Origin of the sequence: Aureimonas sp. Leaf454 (assembly GCF_001424685.1) — a bacterium.
Classification (GTDB): Bacteria; Pseudomonadota; Alphaproteobacteria; order Rhizobiales; family Rhizobiaceae; genus Plantimonas.
The window spans coordinates 227,549-244,696 of sequence record NZ_LMQT01000022.1; the positions used below are offsets into that span (position 1 = coordinate 227,549).

The window sequence follows — 17,148 nt, forward strand, 5'->3', positions numbered from 1 at the left end:
TGGATCCCCAGCATTTCGCGAAGCTGGAATCTCGTATCAAATCCTTAAAATTTGCCCCTTATTTCCTCCATTTTGCAACCTCAGCGCTTAATCGCAAGGGCGCCTTCCCTTTGTTTGATCATCATGAACGTATCGAACGTATACTCTGCGACTTGAGCATAGAGGAACGTATCGTTTCGGAAGGTCGAGATGGAATCGAAGATGTCTCGGAACGGAGCATTGGCGGCGCGAAGTTCGGCGTAGATCGACTGGGCCGCGTCGAAGGATGCGTTCAACACGTCCTGCGGGAAAGGTCTGATCTGTGCGCCGGCCTCCACGAGGCGACGCAGCGCGGCGGGATTTCGCGTGTCGTATTTCGCGAGCATCTCCAGGGACGTCGCTCGAGCGGCGGTCGCCAAGAGGCTTCGATGGCCCGGCGAGAGCGCATCGTGGGCGGCCTTCGAGATCAGGAAGGCCGGCGCGAGGCTGCCCTCCCACCAGCCGGGGTAATAGTAGAAGGGAGCGACCTCGAGAAGTCCGAGCGCCTCGTCGTCGGCCGGACCGATCCATTCGGCCGCGTCGACGGTTCCCCGTTCCAGTGCCGTCCGGATGCCCTCGACGGGCACCGGTTCCGTGCGGACGCCCAGCCGGCGCATCACGTCGGCGCCGAGCCCGCCGATCCGCATCTTCAGCCCGCGGAAATCCTGAACGGCGCTGACCTCGCGCTTGAACCAGCCGCCCATCTGCGCGCCGGTGTTGCCGCCGGGCCAGTAGACGAGGCCCTGGCGGGAGAAGAAGCCGTTCAGCCGGTCGATGCCGCCGCCCTGGTAGAGCCAGGCCTGCAGGCCGCGCGCGTTCAGCATGAACGGCACGGCACCGGCCAGCGCGAAGGTCGCGTCGCGGTCGACATAATCCTCCGGCGCGGTGTGACAGAGCTCGGCCTCGCCCGCCGTCACGAGATCGAGCGAGCGCCGGGACGGATCGCCGCCGGGGGGCAGGATCTCGATCGTGAACGCCCCCTCGCTCGCCTCCGCGACGAAGCGCGCGAGATCGCGGGCGCCGCCATGGATGGTCTCCAGCGTTTCGGGAAAGGACGAGGCCAGCCGCCAGACGGTGTTCGGGCGCGGCTGGGCGATCGCCGGCGCGGCGAGACCGGACGCGGCAGCGGCGCCGAGGCCGGCCGTGCCGGCCTTCACGATGAACGAGCGTCGATCCAAAACCTTGGGCTCCCGTGATCCTGCAGCATGAGCGCGCGCCGCCATCCTGCCGCTGGGCGGGCAAATGGGGCGGAAGGGTCTATGCCGCAAGCGCGTTCGCGGGCCTCGATGGGTCTTTCCGCAGTGCGGCGGATCCGGTATCGCAGTCGTCGCCACCCTTCTCCTCCCGGAGCGAGCGCCATGCCGGATTCCGCCTTTCTCGTCGCCGTGCCCGCGGACATCCGAACGATCGGAAACCATCGCTGGCATGCGGCCCCGGAGACCTATCTCAACGCGGTGCTGAAGGTCGCGGGCGGGTTGCCGGTCATCGTGCCGGCGCTGGCGGATGCGGTGGACGTGGACACGCTGCTGTCGCGCGTCGATGGCGTGCTCGTCACGGGATCGGTGACGAACGTGCATCCTTCGCTCTACGGCGTCGCCCCGTCCGAATCCCACGAGCCCTACGACACGGACCGGGACGCGATGACCCTTTCGGTGATTCGGGGGGCGATCGCGGCCAGACTTCCCCTGCTCGCGATCTGTCGCGGCCTGCAGGAGTTGAACGTCGCCTGCGGCGGGTCTCTGGCGACCGAGATCCAGGATCTCGACGGACGCATGGACCATCGGGCACCGCTTCATCCCGAGCAGGCCGAGCGATATGCCATCCGCCAGCCCGTGACGGCGACGCCGGGCGGCATGCTTGCCGGCGTTCTCGGCCGCGAGGAGATCCAGGTGAACTCGCTGCATCGGCAGGCGATCGACCGGCTCGGCGACGGCCTCGTCGTCGAGGCGACCGCTCCGGACGGCACGATCGAGGCCGTTCGCGTGGCCGATGCCGGCGCCTTCGCGCTCGGCGTCCAGTGGCATCCCGAATATTGGGCCGAGAGCGACGAGGCTTCGGCTGCGATCTTCCGCGCCTTCGGAGACGCCTGCCGCGCCCATCGCGCCGCGCGCTGACATCGGCGCGTTGCGCTTCTCCTCATCGGCTCAGACGAGCGCGCCTCCCAGGAGCGCCAGACCGAAGACGAGAACGAGGGTGGCGCCCAGGATCTCGACCGCATCCATCATGGCGCGCGAGCGAGAGCCGCCGCGGCCGAGCCGCAAGGCCCAGCCCTTGGCGAAAACGGCGAGCGTCGCGATGATCGAGACGGTGATCGCGGTGCCGAGCGCCATGGCGAGAACCGACAGGACGCCGCCGAGATAGAGGCCGTTGAGCAGCGCGAAGGTCAGCACCACGATCGCGCCCGAACACGGACGCAGGCCGACGGCGACGACCGCCGAGGTCGCCGTCCCGATCGACAGGCGCTCGCGGCCGAGGAGCCGGGGGTCGGGCATGTGAGCGCGGCCGCAGTCGCAATCAACCTCCGCTTCTTCGCAGACGGTCGCGGCGTAGCCGTCCGACGCCGGGCGCATCAGGGTCTCCCGGCGCGGCGCGGTTGCGCTGGTGCCGCCGGCCGTGCCGGCTGCGGCGAAGGCAAGTCCGGCGGGCGCGAACCGCGTTGCCGCGGCGCGGGGCACGCGGCGGGCGAGAAGCCGCGCGAGCTTCTTGGCCAGAAGCCAGAAGCCGAACACGGCGATGAGCGCATAGGACGCGATTTCCAGCCCGTTGGTCGCATCCGTCAGCGTCACCGCCGTGCCGCGCAGCACGAACCAGCCGAGCCCGACGGCCAGAAGCGCGGTGAGGGCCTGCAGGAGGGCCGAGACGAAGGACAGGACGATCCCGCGCCGCAATTGCACCTCGTTGGCGAGAACGTAGGAGGAGATCACCGCCTTGCCGTGGCCCGGCCCAGCGGCGTGGAAGATGCCGTAGGCGAAGGACAGGCCGACAAGCAGGAGATAGCCGCGGGGCCCCGACTTCAGCGCGACCAGCGCCTCGCGCAGCGCGGTGAAGAACGAGCGCTGAAGGGCATTGATCTCGATGAAGAGCACCGCGAACGGTCCGCTCGGCTGCACCGCGACCTCGGCCGTGCCGATGCCGAGCGAGGACTTGGCGATCGCGATGTCGGGCGCCGCGGCGAGAAGGGCGAGCGTCAGGACCGTCAGAGCGAGGATCGGACGAGTCAGCCGCATTTGATCTCCGCCCGCGTCGCCAGCACCTGAGAATAGTCGACGCCGTCCTCCGGAACCTTCTCGTCGGGTCCGAGCGCGGCGATCGAGGACATCCATTCCTTGGCAGCCTCGTCCTCGTCCGGCACCACCATCGCGCGCGTGCAGCTGGCCGGCATGTCGACGAGCTGGAAGCTCGCCTCATCCGCGAAATCGAAGGCGACGAAGAAGGTCTCGTCGAAATTGGAAACCGTGACGGGCTGGCTCTTCAGGTCGATCGACTCCTTGGGCTTCATCTCGAAGAACATGAGGAGCTGGTTGTCCTGGAAGAGCGTGCGGATCTCGGCGGGCCCTTCCATCGGCACGAGCCGGCCGCCGGCCCGCACGAAGGTGTAGAAGGACCATTCCGCGATCGACTCCTTCACCGTGTCGCCGACGGCCTGGAGTTCGTCGTCGTCGAGGACGCCATTGGCGTTCTTGTCGAAATCGAGAACGACGCTCGTCGAGAAGAGCTCGTCCATCCGCCAGATGTTGCGCACCGAAAGAAGCTTGCCGGTGGTGTCGCCGACGATCTCCATGCGCGCGTCGGCAAAGACATGCGGATGGGCCGCGGCCGCCGAGGCCGAGCCGAGAAGGGCAAGGAAGGCTGCTGCGAGACGGCGGGCGAAGGCCCCTCCCCGTCCCCGTGACATGATCGACATTCGCGCGTTCCCCGTCCGACTTCGGCCCTTCAACGCAAAGAAGAGTGGCCGAAGTTGGAACGGGCGGGCCTGCGCCGGGCTGGCGTCGCTCGCGCCTACTGCAGGACGACCACCTGCGCGCCGACATGGACGCGCTCGAAGAGGTCCGCGACGTCGGCATTGCGCATGCGGAAGCAGCCGGCGGACGCGGCCGAACCGATGGATTTCGGTGCATTGGTGCCATGGATGCGATAGGTGCCCCAGCCGAGATTCATCGCGCGGACGCCGAGCGGGTTCTTCGGGCCAGGACCCATCTGCTGCGGCAGCTTGGGGTTCTTCTCGCGCATGGACGGCGTCGGCGTCCATGTTGGATTCTCGCGCTTCTTCGACACGAAGCTGCGTCCGAACCATTGCTCGCTCGGCTTGCCCACGGCGATGTCGTAGGCGAGAGCGGTGGACTGCCCCGTCACGAGATAGAGGCGACGCTCCGCCGTCTTGATGACGATCGTACCGGGATCGTATTCGCCCTCGATCGCGGCCTCGGAGACGGCCGGCCTCGCCCGTCCGGCGGCCTGAGCCGGACCGATGCCGACGATCAGAAGAAGGCTGGCGAAGAAGGCGTATCGGATGGCGCGCATGACATGTCCTCGAGCGGCGGGAGGCCGATGGGCCGGCCGGCGCGATCCTCGGACAAGAAGGTTTCCGTCCGGTGTGCGATGGTTCGTCTGACCCGTCTATCGCGCGACGTCGGCCGCCTCGTCGTCGTGGCAGTTCGATCCCTCGCATTTGCGGAACCAGGCGGCCAGGTAGTCGACGAGAAGCCGCACGCGCGTCGGCAGGTGCCGCCGATGCGGGAAGACGGCGTAGATGCCGGCATCCCGAGGCATGAAGTCGTCGAGCACGGTCACGAGGCGACCGGCGGCGATATCCGACCGGACCACGAATTCGGGAATGAGCGCGAAGCCGAGGCCGGCTCGAACCGCGGCGCGCACCGTCACGGGACTGTTGGCGGTGAACTGGCCGGACACGGCGACCGGAAGCGCCTCCCCGGTCGCGGGATCGCGAAAGGTCCAGTTGGAGAACATGCGCGAGTTGGAATCGATGACGGCGGGCTTGTCCGTCAGCTGGCTCGGATGGATCGGCCGTCCCAGGCGGGCGACGAGGGCAGGACTGGCGCAGAGCACCGAATCCAGCGGGGCGAGACGGCGCGCGATCATCGACGAATCGGTGAGGCGCGTCATGCGCACGGCCATGTCGAAGCCCTCCTCGACGAGGTCGACGAAGTTGTCGTCGAGATGGATGTCGAGCGAGATGTCGGGATGCTCCACCGCGAAATCCACGAGAGAGCGGCCGAATTCGGCATCGCCGAAGGTGCGCGCGGCCGAGATGCGAATGCGTCCCTTCGCCTCGCCCGTCGCCTCTCGCGCCTCCTCGTTGAGGTTCTCGAGATCGGCCAGGATCGCCGAGGCCCGGGACAGGTAGACCTCGCCGGCCCCGGTAAGGGCGATCTGGCGCGTGGTGCGGTTGATGAGGAGGACGCCGAGCTCGTCCTCCAACTCGCGGACATATTTGGAAAGGAGCGCCTTGGAGCGGCCGGTCTTGCGCGCCGCCGCCGAGAATCCTTCGTTCTCGATGACCGCTATGAAAGCGCGCATGCGAGTCAGCGTATCCATGCCGGTCCGTCCCTGTCGCCTGGGTCCCGCCGTCTCTCCGTCGCGGCGAGGCTGGCGCGAAGCTTGTGCTTTGTTGCCGAAAATCGACACACTGTCACGCAGCGCAAATTCGCCCGCGGGAATTGGCCCGGGACCAAAATTTTTCCTTGCGTATGACACGCGCCGCTCATACATCGCGGTTGCCCAAAGTCGCACGAGCCTGTGGGCGTCCCCCGATCCTCAAATGCGAGGTCATCGGGACGGTCCTGGAGAGAGCCTCCAGTCGGTTTCGCAGCCAGCGAAGTCGAGGACGCCTTAAAGCAACGACGGTGCGGGCCTTTCTGGTCTCTCCCGGTCTCCACATCCGGGAATTCTGAAGAGGCACACCCTCATTGCCCTAAGTGCGGCGGGTTCAAGCCCTCCAAGCCAAGGCAGACATATCGGAACCTCATGCGTGCGCGTCACGCCATGGGTTCTCTCAACGTCGCGGCCTGCCGCGGATCTGCATCCTGCCGTGACCGGCTCGTGCGGAATCGCCGGCGTCCGTTCATGCCCACCTTGGATTCATGGGATAACCCCGATGGCAACGCAGCGTATCATCGACTTCCTCGCCACCCGCCGCCCGGCCGGCCCCTGCCTCGTCGTGGATCTCGACGTCGTCGAGGAGAACTTCGGCGCGTTCCGCAAGGCCTTGCCGGATTCGTCGATCTACTATGCCGTGAAAGCCAATCCGGCGCCCGAGATCCTGCGTCTCCTGTCCGCGCTCGGTTCCAATTTCGACTGCGCGTCCGTCGCCGAAATCGAGATGGCGATGGATGCCGGCGCGACCTGCGACCGCATCTCCTACGGCAACACGATCAAGAAGGAGCGCGACGTGGCGCGCGCCCACGATCTCGGCGTGTCGCTGTTCGCCGTCGACAGCGTGGAAGAGGTCGAGAAGGTCGCCCGCGCCGCGCCCGGCGCCCGCGTCTTCTGCCGCGTCCTCACCAATGGCGAAGGCGCGGAATGGCCGCTCTCGCGCAAGTTCGGCTGCGTGCCGGCCATGGCGATCGACGTCCTGGTCTATGCGCAGTCCCTCGGTCTCGTCGCCACGGGCGTGTCGTTCCACGTCGGCTCGCAGCAGTGCGACACCAATGCCTGGGATGCCGCCATCGCGGATGCGAGCTTCGTCTTCCAGGCGCTGGCCGAGAAGGGCATCGTCCTGACGCTGGTCAACATGGGCGGCGGCTTCCCGACCCGCTATCTCAAGGACATCCCGACGGCGGAGGCCTATGGCCGCTCGATCCACGGGAGCCTCGTGCGCCATTTCGGCAATCACATGCCGGAGACGATCATCGAGCCCGGCCGCGGCATGGTCGGCAATGCCGGCGTGATCAAGGCCGAGGTGGTTCTCGTGTCCCGCAAGTCCGCGAGCGACGAGAACCGCTGGATCTTCCTCGACATCGGCAAGTTCGGCGGTCTCGCCGAGACGATGGACGAGGCGATCCGCTACCCGATCACGACGCCGCGCGACGGCGACGCGATGGAGCCCTGCGTCCTCGCCGGTCCGACCTGCGACAGCGCCGACGTCCTCTACGAGAAGAAGCCCTATCCGCTTCCGATCACGCTGACGATCGGCGACGAGGTTCTGATCGAGGGAACCGGCGCCTATACGACGACCTATTCGGCCGTCGCCTTCAACGGCTTCGAGCCGCTGCGAGCCTACGTCATCTGACCCCCGGCGCTCCGTCGCCGGGGTTCGATCCCCGCGCGCCGGAGCCTTTCCAACCGGCGCGCATTCCCGCTTCCCGTCCAGGCTCGCGTTCGTTCGCCCATGGCGGACTCGCGCGATGCCGAGGGTTCTCAGAGTTCGAGCGTCCAGCCCGTTTTCCATGAGGAAACCGGCGGTGCTCTTGCCGGGGTCAGGTCCGCTTCCATGTCCGCTCTCGCCATTTCCGCGCCGCTCGCCTTCCCTCCGCTGGTTCGTGCCCTGGCTCCCCTCGTCACGCTCGGCGCGGAGGCGTCGCACGAGGCATCGGCGCGCGAGGCCCTGCTCGACCGCGCCATGGGCCCCGGCCGTCGCCGCAAGGCGTCGGAGGCGTTGCGGCGGGGCCGTCTTCCCGCCGAAGGTCTCTCGCTCGCCGCGCGCGACGAGGCGGACACGCTCGTCGGCACGGTCCGGCTCTGGAACGTGGCCGCCGGCGACGACGGCGCGCCGGCCCTGCTGCTCGGACCGCTGGCGGTCGATCCTGCCGTGCCCCGCGCCGGCATCGGTTCGGCTCTGATGCGGCGCGCCATCGCGGAGGCGCAGTTTCGAGGCCATCGCGCGATCGTTCTCGTCGGCGATCCCGGCTTCTACGAGCGCTTCGGCTTCTCGGCCGAACGCGCGGCGGCCCTCGTCATGCCGGGCCCCTTCGAGCGGCATCGACTGCTCGGATTGGAACTCGACCCAGGCGCACTAAGCGGCGCGGCCGGACTGATCCGGCCGACCGGACGGCGCGCTTCGGCAACCGGCGGACGGCGTCCGCGCGCGCCCGGCCATGCTGCGAGCGTTGCAAGCTTCTGACACGCCAGCACGTTTCTTCCCCACGGGCCGACTGCTGCCGCTTTCCGGCCCGTGCGGTGCTTGTGCTCCCCTCCTTCCTCGTGTCCATGGATCACGGGGGATTGTTCGGCCGGCGGCATGCCGCGGGCCAAGACGCTGCGGACATGCGACGAATGGGATTTGCGGATCAGGACGAGACGGCGGCTCTTCGATCGGAGAACGCCGATCTGCGGGTGCGCCTCGCCGCCTTGGGCGCTGAGCAGCCCGCCCCTCCCGCTCGCGCGCCGTCGACCGACGAACGGCGCTATCGCCGGATCGTCGAGAGCGCCGTCGACCATGCCATCATCGCCGCCGGTCCCGACGGCATCATCACCGACTGGAACGAGGCGGCGGAGTCGATCTTCGGCTGGTCGGCCCGACAGATGATCGGGCGCGCGCTGTCGTCGATCTTCACGCCGGAGGATATCGAGGCCGGCATCCACGAGCGCGAGATGCGCTTCGCCCTTACGCTCGGCAAGGCGCATGACGACCGCTGGCACATCAAGGCCGACGGCAGCCGCTTCTTCGCGAGCGGGCAGATGATGCCGCTGTCGGACGAGGCGGATCGCCCGATCGGCTATCTCAAGATCCTGCGCGACAAGACCATCGAAGAGGCCCACCGCCGCGAGATCGAGACGAGCCGCGAGCGCTTGCAGTTCGCCCTCGATGCCTCGGCCCTGGTCGGTACGTGGGACTGGGATGTCGTCGGCGATCTCGTCTATGCCGACCAGCGCTTCGCCGACCTTTACGGCGTCGACGCGGAACGGGCGGCGGCCGGAGCGCCCCTCGGCCTCTATTCGGCCGGCATCCATCCCGACGATCTCGCCCGCGTGCAGGCCGAGATCGAAGCGGCGCTGACGACCGGCGAGCCCTATTCGTCCGAGTATCGCACCATCGACATCAAGGGCGACCTGCATTGGGTGCGCGCGCGCGGCCGCTGCTTCCTGGGCGCCGAGGGGAAGCCGGAGCGGTTCCCCGGCGCGATCGTCGACATCACGGGGGAACGCCGACGGGCCGCCCGGCAGGCCGCCCTCCTCCAGATCGGCGACGACCTCCTGTCCGGCGCCGGACCCGCCGACTACAAGATGCGGGCGCTCGAGATTCTCGGCGAAACGCTGGAACTCGATCGCGTCGGCTATGCCCGCATCGATACCGGCGAGGAAACGGCGTTCACCGCCAGCGCCTGGACGCGAGAGGGCTGCGAGCCGATGCCGCGCAGCTTCGACCTCGCACAGTTCGGCCCGGGCTTCGTGCCGGCCCTGCGCACGGGCACGGTTCTGGTGGAGGACGTCACGGCGCATCCGGCGACGGCCGAGGGCGCCGAGGCGTTTCTCGGCTTCGGCGTCTCGTCCGCCGCCCATGTCACGGTGGTCGAGAACGGCCGCATCCGCGTGCTTCTCTTCCTGCACGACCGTCACACGCGCCACTGGGCCGAGGACGACGTCGCCTTCATCCGCGAAGTCCTCAACCGCGCCTGGAGCTTCAGCGAGCGCCGGCGCACGCAGACGGCTCTCGTCGAGGCCGAGACGCGTCTTCGCCTCGCGCACGAGGCGGCCGAGATCGGGAGCTTCGACTTCGATCTGGCCACCGGCGAGCTTCTGTGGGACGAGCGTTGCAAGGCCTGCTTCGGGCTCGCCAGCGACGCGCGCGTCGATTACGAGACCGTCTTCCTGCCGGGTCTCCATCCCGATGACCGGGAGCGCGTGACGGCCGAGGTGGCGGTGGTTCTCGATCCCGAGAGCACGGGCAACTTCGAATCCGTCTACCGCACCATCGGCCGCGAGGACGGAAAGATCCGGCACGTCCATGCGAGCGGCCAGACCGTCGTGCGCGAGGGCAAGACCATCCGCTTCGTCGGCGCGGTGCGGGACGTGACGGAGGAAAAGCAGGCCGAGGAGCGCCAGCTGCTCCTGACGCGAGAGCTGCAGCACCGCGTGAAAAACACGCTCGCGATGGTCAACGCCCTCGCCAACCAGACCTTGCGGCGCGCGCCGAACGTTCAGGAGGGCCTTGCGGCCTTCAGCGCGCGATTGATCGCCCTCAGCCATGCCCACGATATCCTGACGCAGACGTCCTGGACGAGCGCCCCGATCGGAGCGATCGTTTCGCAGTCTCTGGAGAGCCACCGCACGAAAGACGGCGAACGCTTCAGCTGGTCCGGTCCGGACATCCGCTTGAACGCCAAGCAGAGCCTCGCGCTGGCGCTGGCGCTGCACGAGCTCGCCACCAATGCCGCCAAGTACGGCGCTCTGTCCGGCGAGGAGGGCAAGGTCGCGATCCGCTGGCGCATCGAAGGCGGCGACGAAGCCCGCCTCGTCTTCGAATGGCGGGAGAGCGGCGGGCCGCGGGTGGAGGAGCCGAGTTCGCGCGGCTTCGGCTCGCGCCTCATCCAGCAATCGCTCGCGCTCGAATTCGGCGGCGAGGTCGAGATCGATTATCGTCCAGAGGGCGTCGTCTGCCGCATCGACGCACCGCTTCACGAGGATGGCGACGGGGGCGAACCGGTGGTCGGCTGATGCCGGGCCGCCGGCTGCCAGGGGACGGAATCGGGTTCAGCCCGCGATGTCGATGACGCCGCCATCCCCTTCGTCGGAACCGAAGGCCAGGCGCCCTCCGGCCTTGTCCCAGCCCAGCGCGGAGATCGCGCCCTTTCCGCTGCGGCGCAACAGCGCTTCGCGCGCGTCCGAGAAACGCACGGCCAGGATCATGCCGTCGACATAGCCGATCGCCACCATGTCCTCGGCGGGATGGCAGGCAACGGACGTCACCATGGAATTGCCGCGCGTGCCGAGCTCGAGGGGCGCCTTGCCCATCGGGCCATCCTTGGCCGAGAACGGCCAGAGGATCGCGGCGGGTGCGCCGGACGTGGCGAGGAACTTGCCCTTGGCCGACCAGGACCAGGATTTCACCTTGGCCGGATAGCCCGTCATCTTCATGTGCTTGCCGTCCTCGACGCGCCATCCGTGCAGGGCATTCTCCTGCATGCGCGTGACGAGGAATCGGCCGTCCGGCGAGAAGGCGATGCCGATATGGGCGCCCTTCCATTCCAGCTGGGACGGCGGACTGTCGGTTCCCGCGAAATAGAGCGATGCCCCGTCATAGCGCGCGGTCGCGATGCGCAGCCCCTTCGGGGCGAAGGCAATATCCTCGACGGAGCGCGGATGGGCGAACGCCTTCAAGGCGCCCCCGGCCGGCTGGACATAGGCCGTGCGCCCGGCGGAGAAGCCGATGGCGCCGTTCGGTCCCGCCGCGACGGCGGCGATCCAGCGCCGACCGATCGAGGCGAGCTCGCTCGCGCTTCCGTCGGCCGCAACGGCCACGACGCGCCCGTCCTCGCCGCCGGTGAGAAGGCGGCCCTTGGCCGGGTCGAACCGGGCGGTGATCAGACCGCCCTCGTGGGCGGTCGTCACGCGCTCGCCGCCCGCGGGAAAGCGGACGGTGCCGTCGACGAGAGCGAAGACCGGCTCGTCCTGAAGAAAGCCGGCCGTCTCGACGAAGGCGCCGAAGTCGTAGGATGCGATGGATGGCATCAGGCGTCGGCCTTCTGGCGCTCCTTGGCCGCGCAGGCCTCGAACTCCGCCTTCAAGGCCGCGGCGTCGAGATCGCGTCCGATGAAGACCAGCCGGCTCTCGCGCTTCTCGCCCTCGCGCCAGGGCCGCTGGTGATCGCCTTCGACGATCATGTGGACGCCCTGCACGACGTAACGGTCGTCGTCGCCTTCGAAGGCGATGATGCCCTTCAGGCGGAGGATCTTCGGCCCCTGTTCCTGCGTCAGCGTCTGGATCCAGGGAAAGAAGCGGCGCTGGTCCATCTCCCCGCCGCGCAGCGAGACCGAGACGACGGTCACGTCGTGGATCGGTGAGGCCGCGTCGTGCCCGTGATGGTCGTGACCGTGCCCGTGGTGGTCGTGCCCTTGATGGCCATGGTCGTGATGATCATGACCGGAATGATCGTGCCCCTCGTGGGCATGGTGGGCGTGATCGTGATGATGGTCGTGATCGCAGTCGGGACCGCAGACGTGATCGTCATGCGCATGCCGAGCCTCATCCAGGAAGTCCGGATCGTTGTCCAGGACGCGGGTGAGGTCGAAGGCACCCTGGTCGAGCACCTGGGCGATATCGACGCCCGCTCGCGTCGTGCGGTGAATGCGGGCGGTCGGGTTGATGGCCCGCACCGTCGCCTCGACCTTGGCCAGTTCCTCCGGGGTCACGAGATCGGTTTTGTTGAGGACGATCACGTCGGCGAAGGCGATCTGGTCCTCGGCCTCGCGTGAATCCTTCAGCCGCAGCGGCAGGTGCTTGGCATCGACCAGCGCGACGACGGCGTCGAGCCGCGTCTTGGCGCGCACGTCCTCGTCCATGAAGAAGGTCTGCGCGACCGGCACGGGATCGGCGAGACCGGTCGTCTCCACGATGATCGCGTCGAAACGGCCCGGACGCTTGGTCAGTCCTTCCACGACGCGCACGAGGTCGCCGCGCACCGTGCAGCAGACGCAGCCATTGTTCATCTCGTAGATCTCCTCGTCGGATTCCACGATGAGATCGTTGTCGATGCCGATCTCGCCGAACTCGTTCACGATGACCGCATAGCGCTTGCCGTGGTTCTCGGTGAGGATCCGGTTGAGGAGCGTCGTCTTGCCGGCGCCGAGATAGCCGGTGAGGACGGTGACGGGGATCTGGGCATCCGCAGCGGGGGACGTCTGGGACATGTCTGCCTCCTTGATGGTCGGCCGGATATAGGCGCGGCGGCGGGGAAATGCACGCGCCTCTCGGTGGGAAGGCTCATGCGAGGTCGGAGAGATCGAACCCTTCGATGTCGCCGAGAAAGGCCGCGCATCCCTCCGCCTGGTGTCGCGCGATCGCGCGACCCATGTCAGCGGTCGCGAGCCTCGCATCGCCGACGACGCCAGAGGCGTTGAGATCCCGCGCCATCCAACCGAAGCCGAGGCGACCGTGTGCGCGCAGATGCGCATGCCGCGCCTCCAGCTTCGCCTGCAGGGAGACGGCGTGCCCGATGCGATCGGTGCGCACGAGATCCGGCCGGAAGTGCAGCATGAGGGCGGTTTCGACGGCGCCGCCATGGATGCCGTGCGCCAGTTCTTCGCGCGGCAGGACTCCATCGGGAACGCCGAAGCGCATCCAGCTTCCCGTTGCGACGAGGAGGCCGAGCGTGCGGCGCAGCACGAGGGCGCCCGAATCGATCGACGGCGTGTTCCCGCCGTGCGAACTCACGATCGCGATCCGCCGAAACCCCGCGGCGTGAAGCCCCCGCCCCGCCTGCACAATCGTCTCCTGCGTCAAGGCGAAGCCGAGATCCAGGGTGCCGGGGAAATCCGCGTGTTCGAGCGAGGCTCCGAGGCGAAGCGGTTCGACCACGACCACTCGGCGGGTCTCGTCGAGCACGCCCAGAAGCGTCTCGATCATGCCGTCCGCGATCATCGCGTCGGTCCCGAGGGGAAGATGGGGCCCGTGCTGCTCGACGGCGGCAACGGGAAGAAGGACGACGAAGCGCTCGAGATCGAAGCGGGCTTCGCCGAGTTCAACCGTCGTCCAGTCCTCGAAACGGCGCCTCATGTCTCTCCTCCACCGTCACGTCACGGGAATTCGGCCGGGATGAGGCCTTGTCCCCGCCAGAGGTCGACCGCTCGGGTGGACAATGCAAGGCCTCTTCTTCATCTTGGCGCGCACGAGACGGCTCGGAACCCCATGACGGAACGCAAGCGCAAGCGATCGACGATGAACCAGCTCGTCCTCTCCGCGCGCGCGGGTCGAACAGCCTTGTCGAGCCATCTCGCTGCGATCGACGTCTATCCCGGCCAGGACGCCGTTCTCCTCGCCCTCGGCGCCGACGACGGCCTCTCGCTTCGCGACCTCGCGACCCGCCTGTCCGTTCGGCCTCCGACGATCACCAAGACGGTGTCGCGCCTCGTCCTGCAGGGCATTCTGGAAAAGCGCGCTTCGGCGACCGACGCGCGCCAGAGCCATGCCTTTTTGACGGAAAAGGGACAGGCTCTTCTTCAGGAGGTGCGGGCCGCGCAGAAGGCCGTCGAGCGCGAGGCCCTGAAGGGCCTGTCCGATAAAGAGCGCAAGACGCTGCGAAAGCTGCTTCAACGCGTGGAGCGAAATCTCAGTGCCGCGATCGACGATGGCGACGCTCTCGAAGAAACGGCATGAAACGCTTGCAGACGATTCCCTTCCATGCCCCGTTCCACCACGCCGATCGGGCCGTGCACCGGCCCTTCCGCGACCGTCACGCTGTGATCGAGAGCGCCTGAACCATGGGGCAGAAGGTCAAGCTTTCCACGATCGCCGAGGCGCTGGGCCTGTCCACCGCAACGGTGTCTCTGGCGCTGCGCGACAGTCCCCTCGTCGCCGAAGTGACGCGCGAGCGGATCAAGGAGCAGGCGCGGACGTCGGGTTACATCTACAATCGACGCGCCGCGAGCCTGCGCACGTCGCGTTCCGGGATCGTGGGTGTTTGCGTTCACGACATCATGAACCCGTTCTTCGGCGAGATCCTGAAGTCCATCGAGGATGAGCTGGATCGGCATCGCCAGACCTTCGTTCTGTGCAATCACTACGACGATCTGAACAAGCAACGCTCCTTCGTCGACACGATGCTGCAGCTGGGGGCCGACGGGCTCATCATGTCTCCCGCGATCGGCACGCCCGCCAGCGACATCCGCCTTGCCGAGGACAACGATCTTCCGGTGACGCTGATCGCGCGCACCGTCGAGGGCTCGGGGGTCGCGAGCTTTCGGGGCGACGACGCCTACGGCATGTCGCTCGCCGTCCGCCACCTTCTGTCGCTCGGACATCGCGAGATCGCGATGGTCGGCGGCACCGAGATGACCTCGACGGGGCGCGATCGCGCCGCCGGTTACCGCAGAGCCATGCTGGAGGCCGGCATCGAACCCCGTCCCGAATGGCGGATCGCCGGCCCGCGGACCCGCCATTCCGGCTTCGACGCGGCCCGAGACTTCCTGGCATTGCCCGAGCGCCCCACGGCGGTCGCCTGCTTCTCCGATCTCGTCGCGCTCGGCTTCATGTATGGCCTGAGCCGAGCGGCCCTTCGGCCCGGCATCGATGTCGCGGTGACCGGCTACGACGACATCGACGAAGCCGTCATCGCGATGCCGCCTCTGACGACCGTTGCGAACGGACAAAGCGAGGTCGGCCGTCGCGCCGCGGACTCGCTTCTCAAGCGCCTGGCCGGCGCTCCGGCGGAGGGGACAGTCGAACTGATCACGCCGCAATTGAAGATCCGACAATCCTGTGGCCTGTCGATCGACACGCTGCCTCCCCTATCCTGAACGGGCGACGCAACCTCGAGGTCTCGCCACCGCAGGTGACATGGCGGCATCGGGACCTGCCGCACGTCGAGCCCGGAACGGGTCGAGAGGCCCAGACCTATTTCGCCTGGGTTCGACCTGGCCGCAACGTCCGCTGGCAGCCGCCTGCTCGAATCGGCTGCCGATGGGTTCGATGATCGACGGGCCCGACGACCCCGAGATCAGCTTCGGTCAACCTTCGCTGCCTAGCCTATCCTTTGGTTTGCAGTCTCAGGGAAGGTCGACGCCATGCGCTTTGCCGCCATCGCTCTCGCCACCGGCTTTGTCGGAACGCTCTTCGCCGCCAACGTCCAGGGTAGCCCTTGGACCGACCGAGCCCAAGCCGCGGGCCTTTTCACGATGGATCCCGTCGACATCGATCCGATCGAGACCGGCGGCATCGGGACTGCAGGAGGCTCGGAGGCCATGCGCCTCATCGACCTTCGCAGTGGAAAGGTCTGCAGGACGGAGCGAGCAGCCCCCGCCACGGCGACCTTCGTGGAAGCACCCCTCGGCGAAGACTGCCGGCAGTCCCCCGCTCTGTCCCGTGTCGCCTTCTGGCGAGCGGCGGCTGACGGAACGCTCATCCTGGCCGACCGCGGCGGCGGCACCGTCATCGCCTTCGCACCCGGAGACGGCGTGCTCTACGAGTCCATTTATCCGCTCGACGCCCTGATCACGATCGTCCCGGCTCGCAGCTGACGATCTGCCGACGAACCTCCCCCCGTCTCTGTTCCGATCAAGGGACACCTCACCTTCGCTCGTTCAGAAGAACGGCCCTGAATGGCCTTGCGGGTCCGGTTTCGGGTCGCGATGAGTCTCTTGCGCACGCGGAAGGCGCAGGCGCGACGGCGTGATGCGGGAGCCTGTGTCGACACTGACGACGCGCGTCGGACCTTTCGATCCGGCACGCGTTTTCGTTGAAGCTGTGGTCGTTCGACGTCTGGCTGTGACCAGCGACGCCCGTTCTGGTGTCTGCCGCCGGGACGCGTTCGCGCGCAGCTCCGTCTTATACCGTTGAATCGCCTTGCCGAACGATGGGCGGCGACCCGGCATCGGCCTGAGCGTGAGCGGCGTCGGCCATTGTGGACGGCAGCAACGCCTTGCGGCGCGGAGGCGCTCCGACGAGGGCATTGTGTGATGTGGGAGTGCGGCATCCCAGAACGCTTTCAGGCTTATCAAGCCGTCCAGAGGCCTCAAGGTGGATGCGCCCTCGACCAAGAGGGTGAGCGTCACGGGATATCGCGGACATGATCGCGGTCTTTGCGCCCACGTCCGACGTGGAGATCGCCATGGTTCCCGTCGGTGGTGGGCGCCCGAATCTAAGGCCTGATCATCCTTCCGCCTGCCAAGGATCGGAACACGGCCCGCCGGATTCCGCGGCGGAAGCGGAAGAACCGCTGCGACGGGCTGATCCTCCGGATGATCACGCGTTCGGGTCGCGTGATGATGCGGGCTTCAGCGGGGACGGAGGGGATCTAAGATGGCCTGAGAACGATCTCGCCGGCGCCGCGATGGCGACGCCTTCCCCGGAGGGGATGAGTCCGGCCTGACGCCGCCTTTGGACACCGTCTTTTTCTTCTTGTGCTTTGCGTGTTTTTCGGCGTTTCGCATTTCGAACGCCAAACGCCCGGCGACCTTTCGGCGACCGGGTTATGTTGGAGTTTGGTTTGTGGTGGTGTGTTGAGATGTGAGAGATATC

15 protein-coding genes are annotated in these 17,148 nt (G+C 67.5%); 7 read left to right on the forward strand and 8 right to left on the reverse strand.

All coding sequences use genetic code 11. The features are described from left to right. Window positions 1–80: 80 nt before the first annotated feature. Window positions 81–1,196 carry an ABC transporter substrate-binding protein gene (locus ASG43_RS17610; RefSeq protein ID WP_056507832.1) on the reverse strand — a complete coding sequence of 372 codons (1,116 nt, stop codon included), beginning with the start codon at window positions 1,194–1,196 and terminating at the stop codon, window positions 81–83. Window positions 1,197–1,376: 180 nt separating this feature from the next. On the opposite strand from ASG43_RS17610, the gene ASG43_RS17615 reads away from it, so the two are divergent. After that, the gene (locus ASG43_RS17615) at window positions 1,377–2,132 is read left to right on the forward strand and encodes a gamma-glutamyl-gamma-aminobutyrate hydrolase family protein (protein WP_056507834.1); all 756 of its coding nucleotides are present in this window, start codon (window positions 1,377–1,379) and stop codon (window positions 2,130–2,132) included. A 30-nt stretch (window positions 2,133–2,162) separates the two neighbouring features. Here ASG43_RS17615 and ASG43_RS17620 read toward each other — a convergent pair whose 3' ends face one another. From ASG43_RS17620 to ASG43_RS17635, 4 genes are all read right to left on the reverse strand, one after another. Then, on the reverse strand, window positions 2,163–3,245 hold the full coding sequence (locus ASG43_RS17620; protein WP_056507836.1) for a nickel/cobalt transporter: 1,083 nt from the start codon (window positions 3,243–3,245) through the stop codon (window positions 2,163–2,165). Beyond that, window positions 3,236–3,922, reverse strand: a complete 687-nt coding sequence (locus ASG43_RS17625) for a DUF1007 family protein (protein WP_056507838.1) — start codon at window positions 3,920–3,922, stop codon at window positions 3,236–3,238. Before ASG43_RS17625 ends, ASG43_RS17620 begins: the two co-directional genes overlap by 10 nt. A gap of 95 nt (window positions 3,923–4,017) precedes the next feature. Continuing rightward, on the reverse strand, window positions 4,018–4,539 hold the full coding sequence (locus ASG43_RS17630) for a L,D-transpeptidase (protein ID WP_056507840.1): 522 nt from the start codon (window positions 4,537–4,539) through the stop codon (window positions 4,018–4,020). Window positions 4,540–4,635: 96 nt separating this feature from the next. Then, window positions 4,636–5,574, reverse strand: a complete 939-nt coding sequence (locus ASG43_RS17635) for a LysR family transcriptional regulator (protein WP_056507842.1) — start codon at window positions 5,572–5,574, stop codon at window positions 4,636–4,638. Between the two features lie 559 nt (window positions 5,575–6,133). Between ASG43_RS17635 and odc2 the strand changes: the two genes are divergently transcribed. The 3 genes from odc2 to ASG43_RS17650 all read left to right on the forward strand — a co-directional run bounded on the left by odc2 (window position 6,134) and on the right by ASG43_RS17650 (window position 10,632). Next, window positions 6,134–7,267, forward strand: coding sequence for an ornithine/lysine decarboxylase (odc2, locus tag ASG43_RS17640; protein WP_056507843.1), 1,134 nt, complete (start codon window positions 6,134–6,136; stop codon window positions 7,265–7,267). Window positions 7,268–7,468: 201 nt separating this feature from the next. Further along, window positions 7,469–8,098 (forward strand): N-acetyltransferase, encoded by a 630-nt coding sequence (locus tag ASG43_RS17645; protein WP_056507927.1) that lies wholly within the window; start codon window positions 7,469–7,471, stop codon window positions 8,096–8,098. A gap of 152 nt (window positions 8,099–8,250) precedes the next feature. Next, window positions 8,251–10,632, forward strand: a complete 2,382-nt coding sequence (locus tag ASG43_RS17650) for a PAS domain S-box protein (protein ID WP_056507845.1) — start codon at window positions 8,251–8,253, stop codon at window positions 10,630–10,632. A 36-nt stretch (window positions 10,633–10,668) separates the two neighbouring features. On the opposite strand, the gene ASG43_RS17655 is transcribed toward ASG43_RS17650, so the two are convergent. The 3 genes from ASG43_RS17655 to ASG43_RS17665 all read right to left on the reverse strand — a co-directional run bounded on the left by ASG43_RS17655 (window position 10,669) and on the right by ASG43_RS17665 (window position 13,689). Then, window positions 10,669–11,646, reverse strand: coding sequence for a WD40 repeat domain-containing protein (locus ASG43_RS17655; RefSeq protein ID WP_056507847.1), 978 nt, complete (start codon window positions 11,644–11,646; stop codon window positions 10,669–10,671). Continuing rightward, entirely contained in the window at window positions 11,646–12,824 is a 1,179-nt protein-coding gene (locus ASG43_RS17660) for a GTP-binding protein (RefSeq protein ID WP_056507849.1), read from the reverse strand. Before ASG43_RS17660 ends, ASG43_RS17655 begins: the two co-directional genes overlap by 1 nt. Before the next feature lie 73 nt (window positions 12,825–12,897). Further along, window positions 12,898–13,689, reverse strand: coding sequence for a creatininase family protein (locus ASG43_RS17665; RefSeq protein WP_056507851.1), 792 nt, complete (start codon window positions 13,687–13,689; stop codon window positions 12,898–12,900). Window positions 13,690–13,821: 132 nt separating this feature from the next. Here ASG43_RS17665 and ASG43_RS17670 point away from each other — a divergent pair, with 132 nt between their 5' ends. The 3 genes from ASG43_RS17670 (at window position 13,822) to ASG43_RS17680 (ending at window position 16,148) form a co-directional block, all read left to right on the forward strand. Next, window positions 13,822–14,289, forward strand: coding sequence for a MarR family transcriptional regulator (locus tag ASG43_RS17670; protein WP_056507853.1), 468 nt, complete (start codon window positions 13,822–13,824; stop codon window positions 14,287–14,289). Between the two features lie 104 nt (window positions 14,290–14,393). After that, window positions 14,394–15,428, forward strand: coding sequence for a LacI family DNA-binding transcriptional regulator (locus ASG43_RS17675; RefSeq protein WP_056507855.1), 1,035 nt, complete (start codon window positions 14,394–14,396; stop codon window positions 15,426–15,428). Between the two features lie 267 nt (window positions 15,429–15,695). Continuing rightward, window positions 15,696–16,148 carry a hypothetical protein gene (locus tag ASG43_RS17680; protein WP_056507857.1) on the forward strand — a complete coding sequence of 151 codons (453 nt, stop codon included), beginning with the start codon at window positions 15,696–15,698 and terminating at the stop codon, window positions 16,146–16,148. Window positions 16,149–17,148: the final 1,000 nt, after the last annotated feature.